The following is a 16,462-nucleotide window of genomic DNA, read 5'->3' as shown; positions in this document are numbered from 1 at the left end:
GATTGGAGAATAAGTTGAAAATTAAATTGAAATGCAAGATTTAAAAAAGCGGTTTAAGGAATTTGCCATTCATTGTGCTGAGCTTATACAAAAGCTACCTGGCACAACTGCTAATCGTGCCTATTCCAATCAATTAATTAGAAGCTCAAGTTCCACAGGGGCCAATTATCGCGCTGCATTACGCGGAAAATCCTCAGCAGATTTTATCAATAAACTTAAGATTGTCGAAGAAGAGATTGATGAGTCAGTGTATTTCCTTGAGCTGATTCTTCATTTTAACCAAGATCTGTCAATTGAAATTAATGAACTTATAAAAGAGGCCAATGAACTAACTGCAATTACAGTTCAATCGATTAAAACAGCGCGTTCAAAACTTCGTACTTCGTAATTCCCAATTCGTACTTATGCACACAGTACTACTAAAATACAACGCTGGCAATATCCAATCTGTGTCTTATGCATTGGAGCGATTAGCCATTGACTTTGAAGTAACAGACAACGTTGAAAAAATTCAGTCGGCTGACAAGGTTATTTTTCCGGGCGTTGGGGAAGCCAGCACAACGATGAATTACCTGAAGGATAAAAAACTGGATGAGGTAATTAAAAATCTCAAACAACCCGTATTGGGTATCTGCCTTGGTATGCAACTGATGTGTAAGGCATCGGAAGAAAATAACACCACCTGCCTCGGTATTTTTGATGAAACCGTGAAACAGTTTATCCCAACAAAAGAAAATAAGGTTCCGCACATGGGGTGGAATCAACTTACACTTACCAATTCGTGGCCTGATCGTACAGCAGAAAACAGCCGTGTATATTTTGTACACAGCTATTATGTGCCCGTAAATGCTTTCACTACAGCCATTTGCAACTACACGCTGCCCTTCAGCGCGGCCATGAAAAAAGATAATTTTTATGCTGTGCAATTTCACCCCGAGAAATCGGCTAAGGCGGGAGAACAAATCCTTAAAAGTTTCCTGGATCTATGAAGATCATTCCGGCCATCGATATTATTGACGGAAAGTGTGTAAGACTTTCACAGGGTGATTACGACCAGAAAAAAATCTACCATAAAAGACCTGTGGACATGGCTAAAGCTTTTGAAGATGCCGGGTTGAAAAATCTTCACATGGTTGATCTGGATGGTGCTAAACAGGGCAAAGTAATCAATTGGAAAACAATAGATGATATTTGTTCAGCCACAACACTTCAAGTCGACTTTGGTGGTGGTATAAAAACAAAAGCCGAAATCCGGCAACTGTTTGAAGCCGGTGTAAATCAAGTGAACCTGGGAAGTATTGCTGTTAAAGAACCCGAAAAGGTGAGCATCTGGATTGATGAATTCGGAGCTGCCAAGATTATCCTCAGTGCTGATGTACGAAACGAAATGATTGCCGTACAAGGTTGGACGGAGACCTCTGCCCTATCCATTTGGGATTTTGTTTCAAACTACCAACGTCTGGGTATTCAGTATGTAACCTGTACCGACATCAGCACTGATGGTATGCTTGCCGGGCCAAACATCACCCTCTATAAAAAGCTACTTTCTGAATTTCCTACGTTAAAATTAATTGCCAGTGGTGGCGTGAGTTCACTTGCTGATTTGAAAGCATTAAAATCCATTGGTGTATTTGGAACCATAGTGGGCAAAGCCATTTATGAAGGAAAAATATCATTACAGGAATTATACAATTTGGATAATGAGCCATAAAACTCTAACAACGAACAACTAACAACGAATAACCAACAACCAACAACGAACACCATGCTAACCAAACGCATCATACCGTGCTTAGATATAAAAGACGGTCGCACCGTTAAGGGCGTGAACTTTGTTGACTTACGTGATGCCGGTGATCCGGTGGCGTTGGCAGCAGCTTATGCCGAACAAGGCGCTGATGAACTGGTGTTTCTGGATATTTCGGCCACGCAGGAAGAACGCAAAACATTTACACACCTGGTAAAGGAAATCGCGCGGCATATCAATATACCCTTTACTGTAGGGGGTGGTATAAGTTCGGTAGAAGATGTTGCGCCTCTATTGGAAGCTGGCGCAGATAAAGTCAGCATAAATTCATCAGCCGTTAAAAATCCCAATCTTATCAATCAATTATCAAAAGCTTTTGGTTCGCAATGCATTGTGTTGGCCATTGATGCGCGCAAAGTTGACAATGCGTGGATCGTTCATACCCATGGCGGAAAAAATCCAACAGAAAAGAAACTTTTCTCCTGGGCTAAAGAAGGGCAAGATCGAGGGGCTGGCGAAATCTTATTCACCAGCATGAACCACGATGGAACCAAAAATGGATTTGCCATCGATCCGCTGGAAAAACTTCATGAACTGCTCACCATTCCCGTGATTGCATCGGGTGGTGCGGGTACCATGGGGCATTTTGCAGATGTATTTACATTTGGAAAAGCTGAGGCTGCCCTGGCCGCCAGCGTTTTTCACTTTGACGAAATAAAAATTCCTGATCTGAAATCATTTTTACATAACCACCACATACCGGTACGCTTATGACTGATATTAACTTTGATAAAGGCAACGGACTTATACCCTGTATTATCCAGGACAATGAAACCAACATGGTACTCATGTTGGGGTACATGAACAAAGAGGCTTATCAAAAAACCTTGGCTGAAAAACGTGTATCATTTTTTAGCCGTTCGAAGCAACAATTATGGACAAAGGGAGAAACCTCAGGCAACTACCTGGAACTTGTCACGATAAAGGTGGATTGTGACAAGGACACACTCTTAATTAAAGCCAAACCCAGGGGACCTGTATGTCATACCGGTACGGATACATGCTTTAATGAAAGAAATGATTCGTGGACGTTAAAATCATTGGAGAAACTTATTCAGGACAGAAAAGCAAATCCAAAAAGCGGCTCCTATACTACCTCGTTGTTTGAATCTGGAATAAACAAGGTGGTCCAAAAAGTTGGCGAAGAAGCTGTAGAACTGGTGATCGAAGCCAAGGATCAGGATAAAAGTAAATTCCTGAATGAAGCAGCCGATCTAATGTATCATTTCCTGGTATTGCTTGCGGCAAAAAACGCTTCCCTTACGGAAGTAGAACACATACTAAAAGAAAGGCATCGGTAATTCAACCCGTTGTCGCGTAGCTTACAGCCGGTTAATTCTTTATTAACTATCCTTCAGGAGTTTTAACTTGTCCGAATGAACACAACTGATGCAAAAGTTATTGATGGCTTCCCCTTTATCCGGTATAATCCAATAACCTATCCGGAACCGGAAATGCTTAAACGGAGCATTGATTTTTATCATGCTATGAATAAACGTAGAACGGTGCGCGACTTTTCACCAACATCGTTACCGCGTGAAATCATTGATAATATTGTTCGCACTGCCAACACCGCACCATCGGGTGCGCATAAGCAACCCTGGAGCTTCTGTGTTGTGTCTGACCCAGAAATAAAAAAGCAAATCCGCACCGAAGCTGAAAAAGAAGAGTATGAAAGCTACCACAACCGCATGAGCGATGAATGGCTGCAAGCCATTAGGCCCCTGCAAACCGATTGGCAAAAACCCTTCCTTGAAATTGCACCTTATTTAATTGTTGTTTTCAAAAAGGCATACGACCTTAAACCCGATGGCGCGAAAACCAACAACTATTATGTAAACGAGTCTGTCGGACTGGCTTGCGGATTTTTACTGGCTGCCATTCATCACGCAGGGTTGGTAGCGCTTACCCACACGCCAAGCCCCATGAATTTCTTAACCAAAATTTTAAACCGACCTGAAAATGAAAGACCATTCTTGTTAGTTCCGGTTGGCTATCCGGCAGATGAAACCTTTGTGCCAAAACTGGAGCGTAAAAAAATAGACGAAGTTGTTACGTACTATTGATCATCAATTCCGTACGCTTTCTTGTTGTGCCCTTGGATAAATTTTAAGGTACGACAATTTATAGCTGATGGTCTTGCGCTTTTCCATAAATGTATAACTGCCCTCCATCAGGTCGGATTGGTTGTGCAGCATGGTAAAGGTTATTTTTGTTCCATCGGGTTCTAAGTGCCTGTAGGTAAATCCACGGTCGTCTGTTAGGAAGGAAAACTCACCTACTATGGGGTACTTGTTAGCCACGTGATAACTCATCGAAACTTCAATAAAATCGCGCTTGGACCCAGGCCAGTCTTTCAAAATGGCAACACGTGCATAATTATCTTTACGGTCAATAACTTTTGTACGATCGTGACTGGCTAAAAAAGGTTTACTGGTTTTGGTAATTATGGCCGAAACGGAATAGATACCTTCCAACGAATTATAGGCGGCAGGGCTTTTACCGAAATAACGTTTGATCATCTCTTCAAGGTCTATTTCTTCGTAAACAACTTTCTTCGATCGCTTTTTTTCTACTTGTCCTTTTTGCTGGGCCCATACACCACACGCACCAAGCAACAGCAAACCCGCCAGGATATATTTTATTGATATTCCGATTACCTGCATATATCGGTTATTAAAAGTGCATGTTCTCGTAAACACCAGCCGTACTGGTGCGGCAGGTAACTTTTCCGGTAAGAACGCTGGGTTTAAAGAGTGATTTACCCAATAACATGCGAACACATTCCTGAATCCCTTCAGTAATGGAAGGATGCGGATGTACACATTCTGCTAATTCTTCAATTCCCTTGTCCATACTAATTAAAAGTGCCACTGCCTGTATCGCACTGGATGCATGATTACCAACCACTTTCATGCCGAGAATTTTCATGTAGTCATCGTTGGTAACTAATAATTTAATAAATCCCTGGGTATTGCGTTTGGCAATGGCCCGAGGAATACAACTATAATCTAACGTAACTACCCGGTAATCGATACCCTTTTCGCGGGCTTGTGTTTCGTTTAGCCCTACTCCGGCTACCTCGGGGCTTAAAAACATAATGGTGCTTATATTTTCGTAAACCAGCTTACGGTTTGGATTACCAAAAATCTTTTCTACGGCATAGCGCCCTTCCAACTCGCCAACATTCACCAGGGAAATATCGGCTGTTATATCCCCAACGGCATAAATATTCGACACATTGGTTTGGGTATCATTATCCTCAATGCCGCGTTTTGAAATATGGATATCCACTTTATCGTGATCCCACAACAATTCGTAGTTCGGAACGCGACCAACCGAAACCAGGGCCTTTTCAACGTTAAAGATTTCGCGGTGTTTATCATTATACTCAAGTTCGTATTCAACCCGGCCGTTTTTTATTTCCATACGAACCAGGTGTGAATTCCGGTGGATGAGCACACCATTGTTTTCCATATTACGTTCAATCACCCGCACTACATCTTCATCTTCAAAGGGAAGTATTCGGTCGCCCTTGTCAATCAGGTGCACCTTGGTTTTTCCAAAACCCGAAAAGATAGTGGCATACTCACAACCGATAACCCCAGCACCAACAATAACCATACTTTCGGGAAAGTCCTCCATCCCTTCAATGCCCTCGCTGGTCATTACAATTTTTTCATCGATAGGCAATTCGGGTAAATAACGTGGACGGCTACCGGTGGCCAAAATAATGTAGTCAGTCTCAACCACTTCACTTTTATCTTCAGTAATAATTTGAACATGATGCTGGCTTATCAATTTAGCCACTCCCCGCTTGAAAGTAAAATGGCCGGAACCTTTAAGTAACTCCATATGCTCTTTTAGCATATCCTTACGTTCGGCCACTGCGCGTTGAACCTCGGCCTGTATCTCTTTATAATCGATACTGGGTGCTTTAATATTATAGCGTTTCAGGTTTTTGCGAAAAGATGAAGCTTCGCGCGAAAGTTCCCACCAGGTTTTAGAAGATAAGGCCCCATTGGTTACACCGGCTCCACCTACCCTGTTCTTTTCCACCAGCAATACCTTCTTCTTAAAATCAATGGCGCGCATGGCAGCCGCATAGCCGGAAGGCCCGGCACCGATCACCACTAAATCAAATTTTTCCATACTATAGACAAATAAGGGTGAAATTACACATATTCTATTTAACAAAAGGGGGTATATTGGGCGTTAGTAAAACGTTTATGAAGTTTTGGAAGGTTCTATCCAATTTGGGTGTTTCTGATAAAGTAGATCATTACTTGCACAGGAGCATCATCCTGTCCAACAGGATTTCATTGGTCCTTTTTATCCTTACCAGCATTATTATTATCTCCTTAACGCTGCTTGTTGGCTTTACCGTTGGCATCCAGCGTATCCTTTACATCCTCATTTTATTTTCCATCATCCCGCTTCTCAATCGAGCGGGGTTTTACATAATAAGTCGATTGGTTATATCCACAATAGTACCAATTTATATAGTGGGTCTGATAGCGGCCAGTTCAGCCGAAGCAACACCGTTATTAAATGCAACGTCCTATTTTCCTTCCCGCATTATTGCACTGGCAACATGCATTATGCCCATGTTTGTGTTTGACACGTTAAAAGAAAAACGATGGATGTTTCTGGCCCTTTTCATTTGCATGGCGTGTGTGTTGGGCTTCGACTTTATTATTGAGCTTTTTGGAAGGGAGGTAGAGATGTATCGCAGGAAGGATCTATTCATCTACTATAATATTATTTTTACGGTCAACTTCCTTATGGTCACTTCGGCATCGTATATGCTCAAGCGTTCGGTGGACAAATCCGACAATGAAAATTTTAAACTACTCCAGGAGAAAGATGCGATCAATAAACAACTAAGCGAACAAAACTTAAAGCTTCAGCAACTCAACAACGAGATTGAAACTCAAAATGAAGAAATGGTTTCGCAAGCCGAAGAGCTTCACACCAACCAGGAAAAACTGGAAGAAGCTTACCAGGTGATCCAAAACCAAAAACAACAATTACACCTGCACAATGAGCACCTGGAAGACCTGGTGGCAAAAAAGAACAAAGAACTGATCGACACAAACGAAGAACTATCTAAATACAATAACGAACTCCGCCAGTTTTCCTATACCATTTCACACAACCTGCGCGCCCCTGTTGCCCGATTGATAGGGCTTGAAAACCTGTTGTTCCTCAAATCGGAGGGGATGACGGAGGAGCAACGCGAATTGCTGGACTTACTTAAAAAATCTTCGTTGGAGCTTGATGTTATCATTAAAGACCTGAACAAAATCATCGATATCCGCAACGATATTTACAAAATCAAAGAAAAAGTAAGTTTCGAACAGGAGTTTGATCGGGTACGGCAAGGGCTGGAACATCAGTTTCCGCAAGGCACCAGTATTAACGCTGATTTTTCGAAAGCACCCTTTATTTACACCATACGCCCCATGCTCAACAGTATACTTTTCAACCTGATGAGCAATGCCATTAAATACCGGGCGCATACCCGGAACTTAGAACTTTCCATCAACACTCAATCCGATCATGAATGTGTGACCCTTAAATTTTCCGACAATGGGTTAGGCATGAACCTGGATCAATTTGGCAAAGACTTATTCACTATGTATAAACGCTTCCACACCCATACCGATGGAAAGGGGTTGGGATTGTATTTAGTAAAATCGCAGGTTGATGCCATGGGCGGAAAAATTTCGGTAACCAGTGAGCTGAATAGAGGAACTACGTTTACGCTGGAATTCGCCAAGCCAGACGATGTGGAGGGACAGATTTGTTACGACAGTGAGTACGGTCAGATTTATTACAATGCACGGCTAAACACAGCGGGCATACGCTGGAAGAAACAAGTCATCAGCGAAGCTTATCGCGAGCTTTTTTTAAAATCGCAGGATGTGCTCCGTACCTACAACACACCCTACTGGATCTCAGACTTGCGCAAACAAGGATCCATTAAGCAAGAAGATCAAATGTGGATGGTCACTACCATTATCCCTGAGTCTGTACGCATTGGGCTTACCTGGATCGTTGGAATTTACGATCCTGCCCAACACAATGAAGATTACCGTGAACGGATAAAAGCCGCCATTGAAAAAGCCGGGGCACTGGTTCATTTTTGTACCGAAACTAAAGAAGCGGAAGCCTGGATTAATGCCCGCATTAAGGAGTTGGACCAAAATTAACGCGGAGGGTTAAATATCCCTGCCACCATACACCGCACACTACCCCCACCATAGGTTTCAATGGTGTCAATCGGGATAGGTATCATTTCCGAAAAACGGGAGATCGCATCGATCTGGCCAGGTAAAAGCGAATGAAATGCCCTTTCCGAAAGCAGTACATAGGACTCTCCTCCCCTGCTTTTAACCTCAATCATATTCCCGGCAAATGCCGCCATCTGTTCATAACTTATCGCAACAACTTTATGCCCAGTCTCTTTAAAGCTGCGCAATAAAATCTCCTGGTCATTCTCATTTTGAATAGCATCCAGGCCAACCACGGCAAATTTTGAACCCACACACATCACCACGTTAGTATGATAGATTGGCTTACCATGCTTATCGATGGCATCAAAGATCAGCGGCTTATACCCCAACCGTTCACAGGCTTGCAACACCAGGGCTTCGTCAGTACGGGCAGAACGATTGGCATAAGCAATACAGTTTACATAGTCTAACACCAGGCTGCCTGTGCCTTCCAAAAAACGATTATTGCGTTCTTCATCGGTAAGGTCGATTATCTCATTCACCAAAAATTTTTGCTGTAAGGATTGAATAATATCGGTCCTGCGCTCTAACCTGCGGTTTTCGGCAAGCATCGGGTACAGGATAACCTTACCATCGGCATGAAACGAAATCCAATTGTTCGGAAAAAGTGCATCCGGTTTTATCAGCTCCGCTGAATCGTCAAAAACATGCACAGCAATGTCGTGCGATTCCAACAAATCCACCATCCGGTTAAATTCATCAAGCGCTCGTTGTTGAATAACTTCAGTACGGTCGTGAAGCGGGTTTTGAAAAGCATTTGAAGATGCCGTTTGGGCATTGAACCCAAACGCTGCCGGGCGTATCATCATAATGCTATGCGGAGCCTGATCTGTCATGAAACCTGATTTACCGGCATAATTAACTAATTTTGCATGACTTAGAAACATTCATGGATGCCATAGCACAATTAGATACGCAGGTATTTTTCTTTTTAAATGGGTTACATGCTCCCTGGCTTGACCCTGTTATGTACTATCTCTCTAAAACCGCAACATCACTTCCGGCATATACTCTGATTATTTATTTGCTCTATAAAAAATTTACTACCAAAATCTGGGTTCCGCTTATTTGCATCATGCTGTGTATCGGCTTAACCGACCGTATTACGAGTGGCCTTATGAAACCGGCTTTTGAGCGTTTGCGTCCCACGCATGAACCGTTGCTTAAGGACAAAATACACACCGTGAATAATTATAAAGGAGGAAAGTTTGGTTTTGCATCCAGTCATGCCGCGAACACCTTTGGAATTGCCATGCTTACTTTCCTGTTGCTAAGAAAAGATAACCGTTTAATTGGGTGGTTGTTTTTATGGGCAGCGGTGATCAGTTATACCCGCATTTACCTGGGCGTACATTATCCCGGTGATGTTTTAGCTGGAACTGTTATAGGACTGATTGGTGGACTGCTTATGTACAAAGTCTTCAAATCGGTCAGTCAACGTTTGGCGTTAAATGTGTAAGGTGGTTACCTAGTACCTCCTTACTTCTGCCCCGAAATTCCTATTGGTGTGTCGCACATTAGGATTGCCCGTATAATCTACCGTAGCCCCAAATCCGGCACTCACTTCAATTTCATCCAGCGCTTTCACTTTTACCTCAGCACCCATGTTGGCATTCACATATACTATTTTACTGAGCAACTGCGAAGCCTTCAACACTGCGCCCATGTTGGCTTTTACCTCAAAGGTTTCGGCCTGACCGGTTAGGTTTACTTCGGCACCCATATTGGCCTTCGTATACAAGTTCTTGGAAACAACATCCAGTTGCATCACAGCACCCATGCTGCAGTCGAGTGCCAGGTTTCTGGATTTTAGGGTACCCTGTGAAAATATTTCTGCTCCGGCCTGGGCGCGCAAATCCGTAAGCTCAGTATAGTAAACTTTCGCCCTTATATATTTTGATCGTGGGAAATCATCTTTCCACTCATTCATATAATGCTTATTGCGTAACTTCAGTTTTAATTCGCCTCGGTTAACCTCGGTCACAATATGTTCCGGATCAATACCCCGATAATCCAATTCCAAAGACTCCCGGTCGGCTTTTATAAGCTCAACTTCAAACGGGCCAAAAACATCGATTTTGGTGAAGGACCCAATTGTTTCAGTAGACTTTTGTGCGGTTGCTGAAAGGCCGGTAATGAGAATAAGCAGGGTGATTAAATGCTTCATAATGCGGTTTTAACCCATAGACGACTGAGGTTTTGAAAACGTTGCATGCCGCGGAATCTTTTTATTTGCCCAACAAGCGTTTCACATACTTGCCGATAATGTCAAATTCAAGGTTTACCCGCTCACCTGCTTTTAATGTCCCAAAGGTTGTGTGTTCGAACGTGTAGGGTATAATGGTAACCCGAAAACCATTTTCTTTGGCGTTAAAACATGTTAGGCTTACCCCATCAATGCTTATGGATCCCTTTTCAACCGTCATGTTTCCAGGTGATGGGTCATACTCAAAGTCAAACAACCAACTGCCCCCAACTTCCTGAACGCGCACGCAAGTACCCACCTGGTCAACATGCCCCTGAACAATGTGGCCATCGAAGCGGCCATTGGCCACCATGCATCGCTCAAGGTTAACATGGCTTCCCTCCTTCAAAATACCCAATGTCGATTTCATTAATGTCTCATCCACTGCGGTAACCCAATGTTTACCATCCTCCGCCTTTGTTACCGTAAGGCACACACCATTATGTGAAACACTTTGATCAGTTTTCAATTCATGGGAGATCGGACTACTGATACAAAAATGTTTGTTGGTTTGATCGGTAACAATACGTTCAACTTTGCCTATGGCTTCAATAATTCCGGTAAACATGCTATTTCTTCGACTCTAACTTTTGAATGGCTTCCTTTTGATCAGGCCGCAAGGTAGGGTATTGAATACCCAATTGCTCAAGATAGGTTTTATATTTTGTCGGATTGTAATACAGCGGCTTGAGCTTGGGTTTGTACTCCTCCATGATTTTCTGGTTCAGGTAAATAGCCGGATTGTCTTTCTCGCCCACCAACGGAGTGTACTGGATTTCCTTGGTCTGTTCAGTGCGGTAGTATGTCCAGGCATTGGCTATTATTTCAGGCTTCAATAACATATCGAGTAATGTCATGGCTTCGGCCCGGGCTCCGTATAAAATCCCCTTGTGTGCAATGGGCGTGGCCATGGTAATGGCATTACTCCAATGATGACCCGGCAAGCCTGGGATATTGGAAGGATAGCGAAGCACAATGGTAGGCAACGACCAACTGATGTCGGCAATATCATCGGAACCCCCGCCCATGGCCATAAGTTGGCGACCCATTACGTTGATTGTACCGGTTGGGCTCGGAAGACCAAGCGTATCGAGTTTTACCGCGAGACCTTCCACCTTTGGTGCTTTCATTTCCAACTGCACTGCTTTGGCCAGCAGTTGGTCTTCGGCCGACCACTGGGGTAAACCAACTTTCTTGATGTTTTCGTACATCGCTTCGGCAAGCGGTTTGTTAAAATGACCGGGCCATGCCGAGCCAAGAATTTCGTAGGTAAACCTGGTGTCGGTCATCATGGCGGCACCTTCAGCAATCTTTACACCGGTGTCGAACAATTTTTTGATATCCGGATAGGTACGCTCGCGGAAATAATACCATACCGATGCTTTAGAGGGAACAACATTCGGTTGGTCGCCTCCATCGGAAATAACATAGTGCGATCGCTGGGTAAGTTCAAGGTGCTCGCGCCTGAAGTTCCAGCCTATGTTCATTAACTCCACCGCATCGAGTGCACTTCGTCCACGCCACGGTGCGCCCGCGGCATGAGCGGCAGATCCTTCAAAATTAAACCGAACGGAAACCAATCCGTTCATACCCGAATCGCCATACGAAACGCCAAGGTTATTGCCAACGTGGGTGAAAATGCAGGCGTCAACATCTTTGAAATAGCCGGCACGAACGTAATAAGCCTTTGTGCCCACCAACTCTTCGGCAATACCGGGCCACAACATTAATGTCCCTGAAATTTTTTCGCGCTCCATTATTTTTTTGAGTGCCAGTGCAGCAATGATGTTAACGGCTTGACCGGAGTTATGCCCTTCACCATGGCCGGGTGCACCTTCCACCAGCGGATCATGGTACGCAACACCCGGCTTCTGCGAAGCTTTAGGAATGCAATCCACATCCGAGCCTAATGCAATCAAAGGTTTACCCGAGCCCCATGTGGCAATCCATGCGGTAGGCACACCGGCTATCCCCTTCTGCACTTTAAATCCGTTTTTCTCCAGCAGCGTGGTGAGGTAATTAAAGGTTTCAAACTCCTGAAAGCCTAACTCCGCAAAGCTGAAAAGCATATCATTGATTTGCTGGCCAAGCGGGGCAAGTTTTTCAACTTCGGCAACGGCTTCCGTTTTAAGTTTTTCAAGCCGCTGCACCTCCGGTTGGGAGTAAAGCAGAAACGATGAGCACAACAGGAAGAAGGTAAAAATCCGGGTCATGATAGGGATAGGTTTAGATTGTACTTTCCGAAAGTAGCGTATTCTACAGGCTCAACCAAATGCATTTATATTACCGGAAAAATTCGATTTTGGCCTAAAATCAAATAAAAATTCAATATTTAGTTTATATTATAAACTATTTTATGTTTGTGCCGTTAATGCCGTATATGGAAACCAAAAACGACAACCTGAATCCGCAGGAAAGCCTGGAACTGATTGCCAACATGATCAACCAGGTTAAAGGCAACATCGGACGGAGCAGCTTTTACTTTTTGCTATGGGGCTGGGTCATTGCCATCTGTAATTTCGGCATGTATTTGATTTTTAAATTTTCAAGTTTTCCTCAATACGCACCCTATGTCTGGATACTTGTTGTACCGGCCTGGATTGCCACCGTGATCTATGCCAATAAGCAACAAAAGCAAAAAGGCGCTACAACACATCTTGCCGAGATAAATAAGTGGCTCTGGATTACCATGGCCATCAGTATTTTGCCGGTTTGGTTTTTTGGAGCGAAGTTAAACTGGATGATTAACGCCATTGTTATGATGCCCATTGGTTCGGCCACTTTTCTTTCGGGAATCATTATTCGATTCAGGCCACTCATACTTGGCGGCATAACCTTTTGGTTAGCAGGCATTGCATGTTACCTGGTTAATCCTACCGAACAAATTCTGATTGGAGGCCTTGCTGTTATGCTGGGCTATCTAATTCCGGGGTACATACTGAAAAATCAGCGGGAGAACAATGTTTAAAGAACTTGATCCACTGCTGCATTCACAATTACGCCTGGGTATTATGTCAATACTTATGAGCGTGGAGTCGGCAGAGTTTACGTTTCTAAAAGAGAAAACAAATTCAACCGCAGGCAACCTGAGCGTGCAATTGGATAAACTTTCGGAAGCAGGTTATATAGTTATTGAAAAATCCTTCAAAGGAAAAAAACCGCTGACTACATGTATGATTACAAAAAAAGGAATGAAAGCTTTTGAAGAATACGTAAACGCCTTGAAGCAATACATCAAACCATAATTTTTTTATTCATTTAGTTTATAAAATAAACCAGTTTAATATGAGAACCATAACAAAAAAAATCTATCTCGTAGCAGGCTTGATTACCTGTATAATCGCCCTCTGCTTGCTTCAATCAGAAGCAACCGCCAGTCCATCGTTTAAAGTTGAAAAAGTTGGAAAAGGAAAACAGCACATCATCCTTATTCCCGGACTGACCTGCCCGGGTGACGTTTGGAATGAAACCATAGCCCGGTACAAAAGCACCTACACCTTGCACGTGATTTCGCTTCCGGGTTTTGCAGGAACACCAGCTATTGAAACGGCTGAGTACCTGAAAACCATGCGCGATGAATTGATTGGATACATCAAAGACAACAAACTAAAGAAGCCGATTCTGGTTGGTCATAGCTTGGGCGGTTTTTTAAGTCTGTGGATCAGCGCGGTAGAACCGGATTTAGTCGGACCCAATTTCATTGTTGATGCGCTCCCCTTTCTGCCGGCCATTCAAAATCCTGCGGCTACGGTTGAGACCATAAAACCCATGGCCGCCAGTATGCGCGACATGATGAAGAACGCAACACCTGAACAAATAAAGCAAAGTCAGCAGTATTACCTGAGCACCATGGCATCTTCACCCGATAAACTTGAATTAATTGGCCGCTGGGGACTTGAATCGCACGCGCCTACCGTGGCGCAGGCCATGTATGAACTTCAAACCATCGACTTGCGAAATGATGTTGCCGCCATTAATGTACCGGTAACCGTTTTAGGTGCATGGATTGCCTACAAAGACTATGGTGTAACACATGAAAGCGCGTTAAAGAACTTCTCCGATCAATATCAACATGTGAAAAATGTAACTATCCAGTTAACCGATACTGCGAAACACTTCATTATGTACGATGACCCGAAGTGGTTTTTTGAACAGATGGATAAGTTTCTTAGCACCAACAAAAATAGATACTATCAATGAAATCATTAATTATCATCGTCATCACTTTTCTGGGAACGGTGCTGGCAAAAGCCCAGGGTACCGCACCTGAAGCCTTAAAGCAGGAAATGCAAAAACTGGCTTTCATGGCCGGCAATTCATTGGTTCACAGCCCAACCGGATTGATCCATTTATTCAGTGCAATCCTTGCACTAATCACAGGAACAATCGTTCTCTTCAGCACGAAAGGAACACGGTCGCATCGTAGTACCGGCTATGGGTATATTGCTTCGATGCTCATACTAAACGGCACAGCCTTCGGACTGTACCGGCTATTCGGGCGGTTTGGCCCCTTTCATGTTGCAGCATTAGTGAGTATGTTAACGCTATTGATGGGAATATTACCGTTGATTAACCGGCAATCATCAGGCAGATGGTTGGTGCGCCACTTAACATGGATGTACTATTCCGTCATCGGGCTGTACGCAGCCTTTGCATCGGAAATCATTGTACGTATACCGGGCTTACCTTTCGCTGTCATGGTGGTTACTGCCTCCGTTACGGTAACTGGTGTTGGAGTCTTTATCTTTATAAAGAACCATCAATCGTGGATTAAAAATATTCATACACAAAAACTCCATTCACATGAACAACAACGATGACAAACTCTACCGCGAAGCACGCAAACGCGTAAAACGCAAAAAAGAATTTTACAGTCACCTGTTAAGCTACATAACCATTTGCTTGTTTTTAACCTTTATCAACTGGTACTCTAATCCCGGGCATTGGTGGGTACAATGGGTATGGCTTGGCTGGGGCATCGGTATTTTCTTCCACGGCCTTAGTCTGTTCAGGAAAAATTTCGTGTTTGGAGATGAATGGGAAGAGAAGGAAATACAAAAAGAGATGGAGAGGATGAGAAAACAATGATTCAATTTTTCAATTAGCCAATTTGGAGACCCATGGGCTAATTGATACATTGGCTAATTGAAAATTGAACAATGGAATTCGGCCGTGTTTCATCTGATGAGTTAGAAAAAATAGATTTCACCCTCCCACCCGACAGGCCTGAAACTACTGCGCTTCTTAAAAAGCAAGCAAAAAAATCCAAGCCCACTGTTTTTGTAGGCTGTGCCAAGTGGGGCCGGCCCGACTGGGTTGGGGAAATTTATCCGAAAGGAACCAAGGCTGGTGATTTTCTTGAACACTATGCGCGACAATTCAACTGCATTGAGTTAAATGCCACCTTCTACCGCATGCCCACACGCAAGCAAACCAGCGGATGGAAAAGCAAAGTAGGCAATGACTTTAAATTCTGCCCCAAGTTTGTTGACCAGATTACGCACATCAAACGGCTGAAAGATGTGGATGAACTTACGGATCGTTTCCTGGATGGCATCTCCGGTTTCGGAAAAAACCTTGGCCCGGTTTTCCTGATGCCGCACCCCGGGATGGGACCAAAAACACTGGAGATCCTGGAAACTTTTATCCAGTCCCTTCCCAAAGACATTGAACTCTATACCGAGTTACGTCATAAAGACTGGTTCGCTAACCCGGAAGCCTTCGATGCTGTTTTCACCATGCTCGAACGGAACCAATCAGGCACCATTATTACCGATGCCTCCGGCCGAAGGGATTGCGTGCACATGCGCCTAACCACCCCATCGGCATTTATCCGCTTTGTCGGCAATGGGCTCCATCCAACAGATTACACGCGCTGTGATGAGTGGATCAATCGAATGAAATCCTGGTCTGATCAGGGTATAGATTCGATGTACTTTTTTATGCACCAACACGAAGAACTTCACTCACCCGAACTATGTCGGTACCTCATCCCGAAAATCAATGAGCAACTGGGAACAACCATCCATGTTCCCGAGTTTGTTGAGCAGTAAAGTTTATTACGAAAAACCAACAACCAACAACCATCTACTATTCACTTTTTAGTAGTTT

General features: G+C 43.6%; 20 protein-coding genes. 14 read left to right on the top strand and 6 right to left on the bottom strand.

The window, feature by feature from the left end; genetic code table 11:
• Nucleotides 1-31 precede the first annotated feature (31 nt).
• From KIT51_08585 to KIT51_08560, 6 genes are all read left to right on the top strand, one after another.
• The gene (locus KIT51_08585) at nt 32-388 is read left to right on the top strand and encodes a four helix bundle protein (protein ID UYN88285.1); all 357 of its coding nucleotides are present in this window, start codon (nt 32-34) and stop codon (nt 386-388) included.
• Nucleotides 389-404: 16 nt separating this feature from the next.
• A complete protein-coding gene (gene hisH, locus KIT51_08580; GenBank protein UYN88284.1) occupies nt 405-989 on the top strand; it encodes an imidazole glycerol phosphate synthase subunit HisH in 585 nt (194 codons plus the stop codon).
• Nucleotides 986-1,711, top strand: a complete 726-nt coding sequence (gene hisA / locus KIT51_08575) for a 1-(5-phosphoribosyl)-5-[(5-phosphoribosylamino)methylideneamino]imidazole-4-carboxamide isomerase (GenBank protein ID UYN88283.1) — start codon at nt 986-988, stop codon at nt 1,709-1,711. Before hisH ends, hisA begins: the two co-directional genes overlap by 4 nt.
• A gap of 54 nt (nt 1,712-1,765) precedes the next feature.
• Complete coding sequence (hisF, locus tag KIT51_08570; protein UYN88282.1) at nt 1,766-2,521, top strand: imidazole glycerol phosphate synthase subunit HisF; 756 nt, start codon at nt 1,766-1,768, stop codon at nt 2,519-2,521.
• On the top strand, nt 2,518-3,108 hold the full coding sequence (locus KIT51_08565) for a bifunctional phosphoribosyl-AMP cyclohydrolase/phosphoribosyl-ATP diphosphatase HisIE (protein ID UYN88281.1): 591 nt from the start codon (nt 2,518-2,520) through the stop codon (nt 3,106-3,108). Before hisF ends, KIT51_08565 begins: the two co-directional genes overlap by 4 nt.
• A 75-nt stretch (nt 3,109-3,183) precedes the next feature.
• Nucleotides 3,184-3,873: a nitroreductase family protein gene (locus KIT51_08560; protein UYN88280.1), complete on the top strand. Its 690-nt coding sequence runs from the start codon at nt 3,184-3,186 to the stop codon at nt 3,871-3,873.
• A 3-nt stretch (nt 3,874-3,876) separates the two neighbouring features.
• On the opposite strand, the gene KIT51_08555 is transcribed toward KIT51_08560, so the two are convergent.
• A complete protein-coding gene (locus KIT51_08555; GenBank protein ID UYN88279.1) occupies nt 3,877-4,473 on the bottom strand; it encodes a hypothetical protein in 597 nt (198 codons plus the stop codon).
• Nucleotides 4,474-4,483: 10 nt separating this feature from the next.
• Nucleotides 4,484-5,959, bottom strand: a complete 1,476-nt coding sequence (locus KIT51_08550) for an NAD(P)/FAD-dependent oxidoreductase (protein UYN88278.1) — start codon at nt 5,957-5,959, stop codon at nt 4,484-4,486.
• A gap of 77 nt (nt 5,960-6,036) precedes the next feature.
• On the opposite strand from KIT51_08550, the gene KIT51_08545 reads away from it, so the two are divergent.
• Nucleotides 6,037-8,022, top strand: coding sequence for a hypothetical protein (locus KIT51_08545; protein UYN88277.1), 1,986 nt, complete (start codon nt 6,037-6,039; stop codon nt 8,020-8,022).
• On the opposite strand, the gene KIT51_08540 is transcribed toward KIT51_08545, so the two are convergent.
• Nucleotides 8,019-8,942 carry an amidinotransferase gene (locus KIT51_08540; protein UYN88276.1) on the bottom strand — a complete coding sequence of 308 codons (924 nt, stop codon included), beginning with the start codon at nt 8,940-8,942 and terminating at the stop codon, nt 8,019-8,021. The genes KIT51_08545 and KIT51_08540 overlap by 4 nt on opposite strands.
• Nucleotides 8,943-8,995: 53 nt before the next feature.
• Here KIT51_08540 and KIT51_08535 point away from each other — a divergent pair, with 53 nt between their 5' ends.
• Nucleotides 8,996-9,565, top strand: a complete 570-nt coding sequence (locus KIT51_08535) for a phosphatase PAP2 family protein (protein UYN88275.1) — start codon at nt 8,996-8,998, stop codon at nt 9,563-9,565.
• A gap of 9 nt (nt 9,566-9,574) precedes the next feature.
• On the opposite strand, the gene KIT51_08530 is transcribed toward KIT51_08535, so the two are convergent.
• From KIT51_08530 to KIT51_08520, 3 genes are all read right to left on the bottom strand, one after another.
• Nucleotides 9,575-10,273 carry a DUF2807 domain-containing protein gene (locus KIT51_08530; GenBank protein UYN88274.1) on the bottom strand — a complete coding sequence of 233 codons (699 nt, stop codon included), beginning with the start codon at nt 10,271-10,273 and terminating at the stop codon, nt 9,575-9,577.
• Nucleotides 10,274-10,334: 61 nt separating this feature from the next.
• Complete coding sequence (locus KIT51_08525) at nt 10,335-10,919, bottom strand: riboflavin synthase (protein ID UYN88273.1); 585 nt, start codon at nt 10,917-10,919, stop codon at nt 10,335-10,337.
• Between the two features lies 1 nt (nt 10,920).
• The gene (locus KIT51_08520) at nt 10,921-12,564 is read right to left on the bottom strand and encodes an amidohydrolase (protein UYN88272.1); all 1,644 of its coding nucleotides are present in this window, start codon (nt 12,562-12,564) and stop codon (nt 10,921-10,923) included.
• 167 nt (nt 12,565-12,731) lie between these two features.
• Here KIT51_08520 and KIT51_08515 point away from each other — a divergent pair, with 167 nt between their 5' ends.
• From KIT51_08515 to KIT51_08490, 6 genes are all read left to right on the top strand, one after another.
• On the top strand, nt 12,732-13,319 hold the full coding sequence (locus tag KIT51_08515) for a hypothetical protein (GenBank protein ID UYN88271.1): 588 nt from the start codon (nt 12,732-12,734) through the stop codon (nt 13,317-13,319).
• Nucleotides 13,312-13,596 (top strand): transcriptional regulator, encoded by a 285-nt coding sequence (locus tag KIT51_08510; GenBank protein ID UYN88270.1) that lies wholly within the window; start codon nt 13,312-13,314, stop codon nt 13,594-13,596. The genes KIT51_08515 and KIT51_08510 overlap by 8 nt, the downstream gene beginning before the upstream one ends.
• A 40-nt stretch (nt 13,597-13,636) precedes the next feature.
• A complete protein-coding gene (locus KIT51_08505) occupies nt 13,637-14,551 on the top strand; it encodes an alpha/beta hydrolase (GenBank protein ID UYN88269.1) in 915 nt (304 codons plus the stop codon).
• Nucleotides 14,548-15,171: a DUF2306 domain-containing protein gene (locus KIT51_08500; protein ID UYN88268.1), complete on the top strand. Its 624-nt coding sequence runs from the start codon at nt 14,548-14,550 to the stop codon at nt 15,169-15,171. The genes KIT51_08505 and KIT51_08500 overlap by 4 nt, the downstream gene beginning before the upstream one ends.
• Nucleotides 15,155-15,439, top strand: coding sequence for a 2TM domain-containing protein (locus KIT51_08495; GenBank protein ID UYN88267.1), 285 nt, complete (start codon nt 15,155-15,157; stop codon nt 15,437-15,439). The genes KIT51_08500 and KIT51_08495 overlap by 17 nt, the downstream gene beginning before the upstream one ends.
• 71 nt (nt 15,440-15,510) lie before the next feature.
• On the top strand, nt 15,511-16,404 hold the full coding sequence (locus tag KIT51_08490; GenBank protein ID UYN88266.1) for a DUF72 domain-containing protein: 894 nt from the start codon (nt 15,511-15,513) through the stop codon (nt 16,402-16,404).
• The last annotated feature ends 58 nt before the right edge of the window (nt 16,405-16,462 follow it).

The organism is Cyclobacteriaceae bacterium (genome assembly GCA_025808415.1).
Taxonomy (GTDB): domain Bacteria; phylum Bacteroidota; class Bacteroidia; order Cytophagales; family Cyclobacteriaceae; genus UBA2336.
The sequence above is the reverse complement of the archived record's forward strand: the minus strand, read 5'-3'. Positions and strand labels throughout refer to the sequence as shown.

What these genes read in the sequence shown, in the direction of transcription:
- KIT51_08585 (UYN88285.1), top strand. Translation starts at nt 32, where the DNA reads ATGCAAGATTTAAAAAAGCGGTTTAAGGAATTTGCCATTCATTGTGCT.
- hisH (UYN88284.1), top strand. Translation starts at nt 405, where the DNA reads ATGCACACAGTACTACTAAAATACAACGCTGGCAATATCCAATCTGTG.
- hisA (UYN88283.1), top strand. Translation starts at nt 986, where the DNA reads ATGAAGATCATTCCGGCCATCGATATTATTGACGGAAAGTGTGTAAGA.
- hisF (UYN88282.1), top strand. Translation starts at nt 1,766, where the DNA reads ATGCTAACCAAACGCATCATACCGTGCTTAGATATAAAAGACGGTCGC.
- KIT51_08565 (UYN88281.1), top strand. Translation starts at nt 2,518, where the DNA reads ATGACTGATATTAACTTTGATAAAGGCAACGGACTTATACCCTGTATT.
- KIT51_08560 (UYN88280.1), top strand. Translation starts at nt 3,184, where the DNA reads ATGAACACAACTGATGCAAAAGTTATTGATGGCTTCCCCTTTATCCGG.
- KIT51_08555 (UYN88279.1), bottom strand. Translation starts at nt 4,473, where the DNA reads ATGCAGGTAATCGGAATATCAATAAAATATATCCTGGCGGGTTTGCTG.
- KIT51_08550 (UYN88278.1), bottom strand. Translation starts at nt 5,959, where the DNA reads ATGGAAAAATTTGATTTAGTGGTGATCGGTGCCGGGCCTTCCGGCTAT.
- KIT51_08545 (UYN88277.1), top strand. Translation starts at nt 6,037, where the DNA reads ATGAAGTTTTGGAAGGTTCTATCCAATTTGGGTGTTTCTGATAAAGTA.
- KIT51_08540 (UYN88276.1), bottom strand. Translation starts at nt 8,942, where the DNA reads ATGACAGATCAGGCTCCGCATAGCATTATGATGATACGCCCGGCAGCG.
- KIT51_08535 (UYN88275.1), top strand. Translation starts at nt 8,996, where the DNA reads ATGGATGCCATAGCACAATTAGATACGCAGGTATTTTTCTTTTTAAAT.
- KIT51_08530 (UYN88274.1), bottom strand. Translation starts at nt 10,273, where the DNA reads ATGAAGCATTTAATCACCCTGCTTATTCTCATTACCGGCCTTTCAGCA.
- KIT51_08525 (UYN88273.1), bottom strand. Translation starts at nt 10,919, where the DNA reads ATGTTTACCGGAATTATTGAAGCCATAGGCAAAGTTGAACGTATTGTT.
- KIT51_08520 (UYN88272.1), bottom strand. Translation starts at nt 12,564, where the DNA reads ATGACCCGGATTTTTACCTTCTTCCTGTTGTGCTCATCGTTTCTGCTT.
- KIT51_08515 (UYN88271.1), top strand. Translation starts at nt 12,732, where the DNA reads ATGGAAACCAAAAACGACAACCTGAATCCGCAGGAAAGCCTGGAACTG.
- KIT51_08510 (UYN88270.1), top strand. Translation starts at nt 13,312, where the DNA reads ATGTTTAAAGAACTTGATCCACTGCTGCATTCACAATTACGCCTGGGT.
- KIT51_08505 (UYN88269.1), top strand. Translation starts at nt 13,637, where the DNA reads ATGAGAACCATAACAAAAAAAATCTATCTCGTAGCAGGCTTGATTACC.
- KIT51_08500 (UYN88268.1), top strand. Translation starts at nt 14,548, where the DNA reads ATGAAATCATTAATTATCATCGTCATCACTTTTCTGGGAACGGTGCTG.
- KIT51_08495 (UYN88267.1), top strand. Translation starts at nt 15,155, where the DNA reads ATGAACAACAACGATGACAAACTCTACCGCGAAGCACGCAAACGCGTA.
- KIT51_08490 (UYN88266.1), top strand. Translation starts at nt 15,511, where the DNA reads ATGGAATTCGGCCGTGTTTCATCTGATGAGTTAGAAAAAATAGATTTC.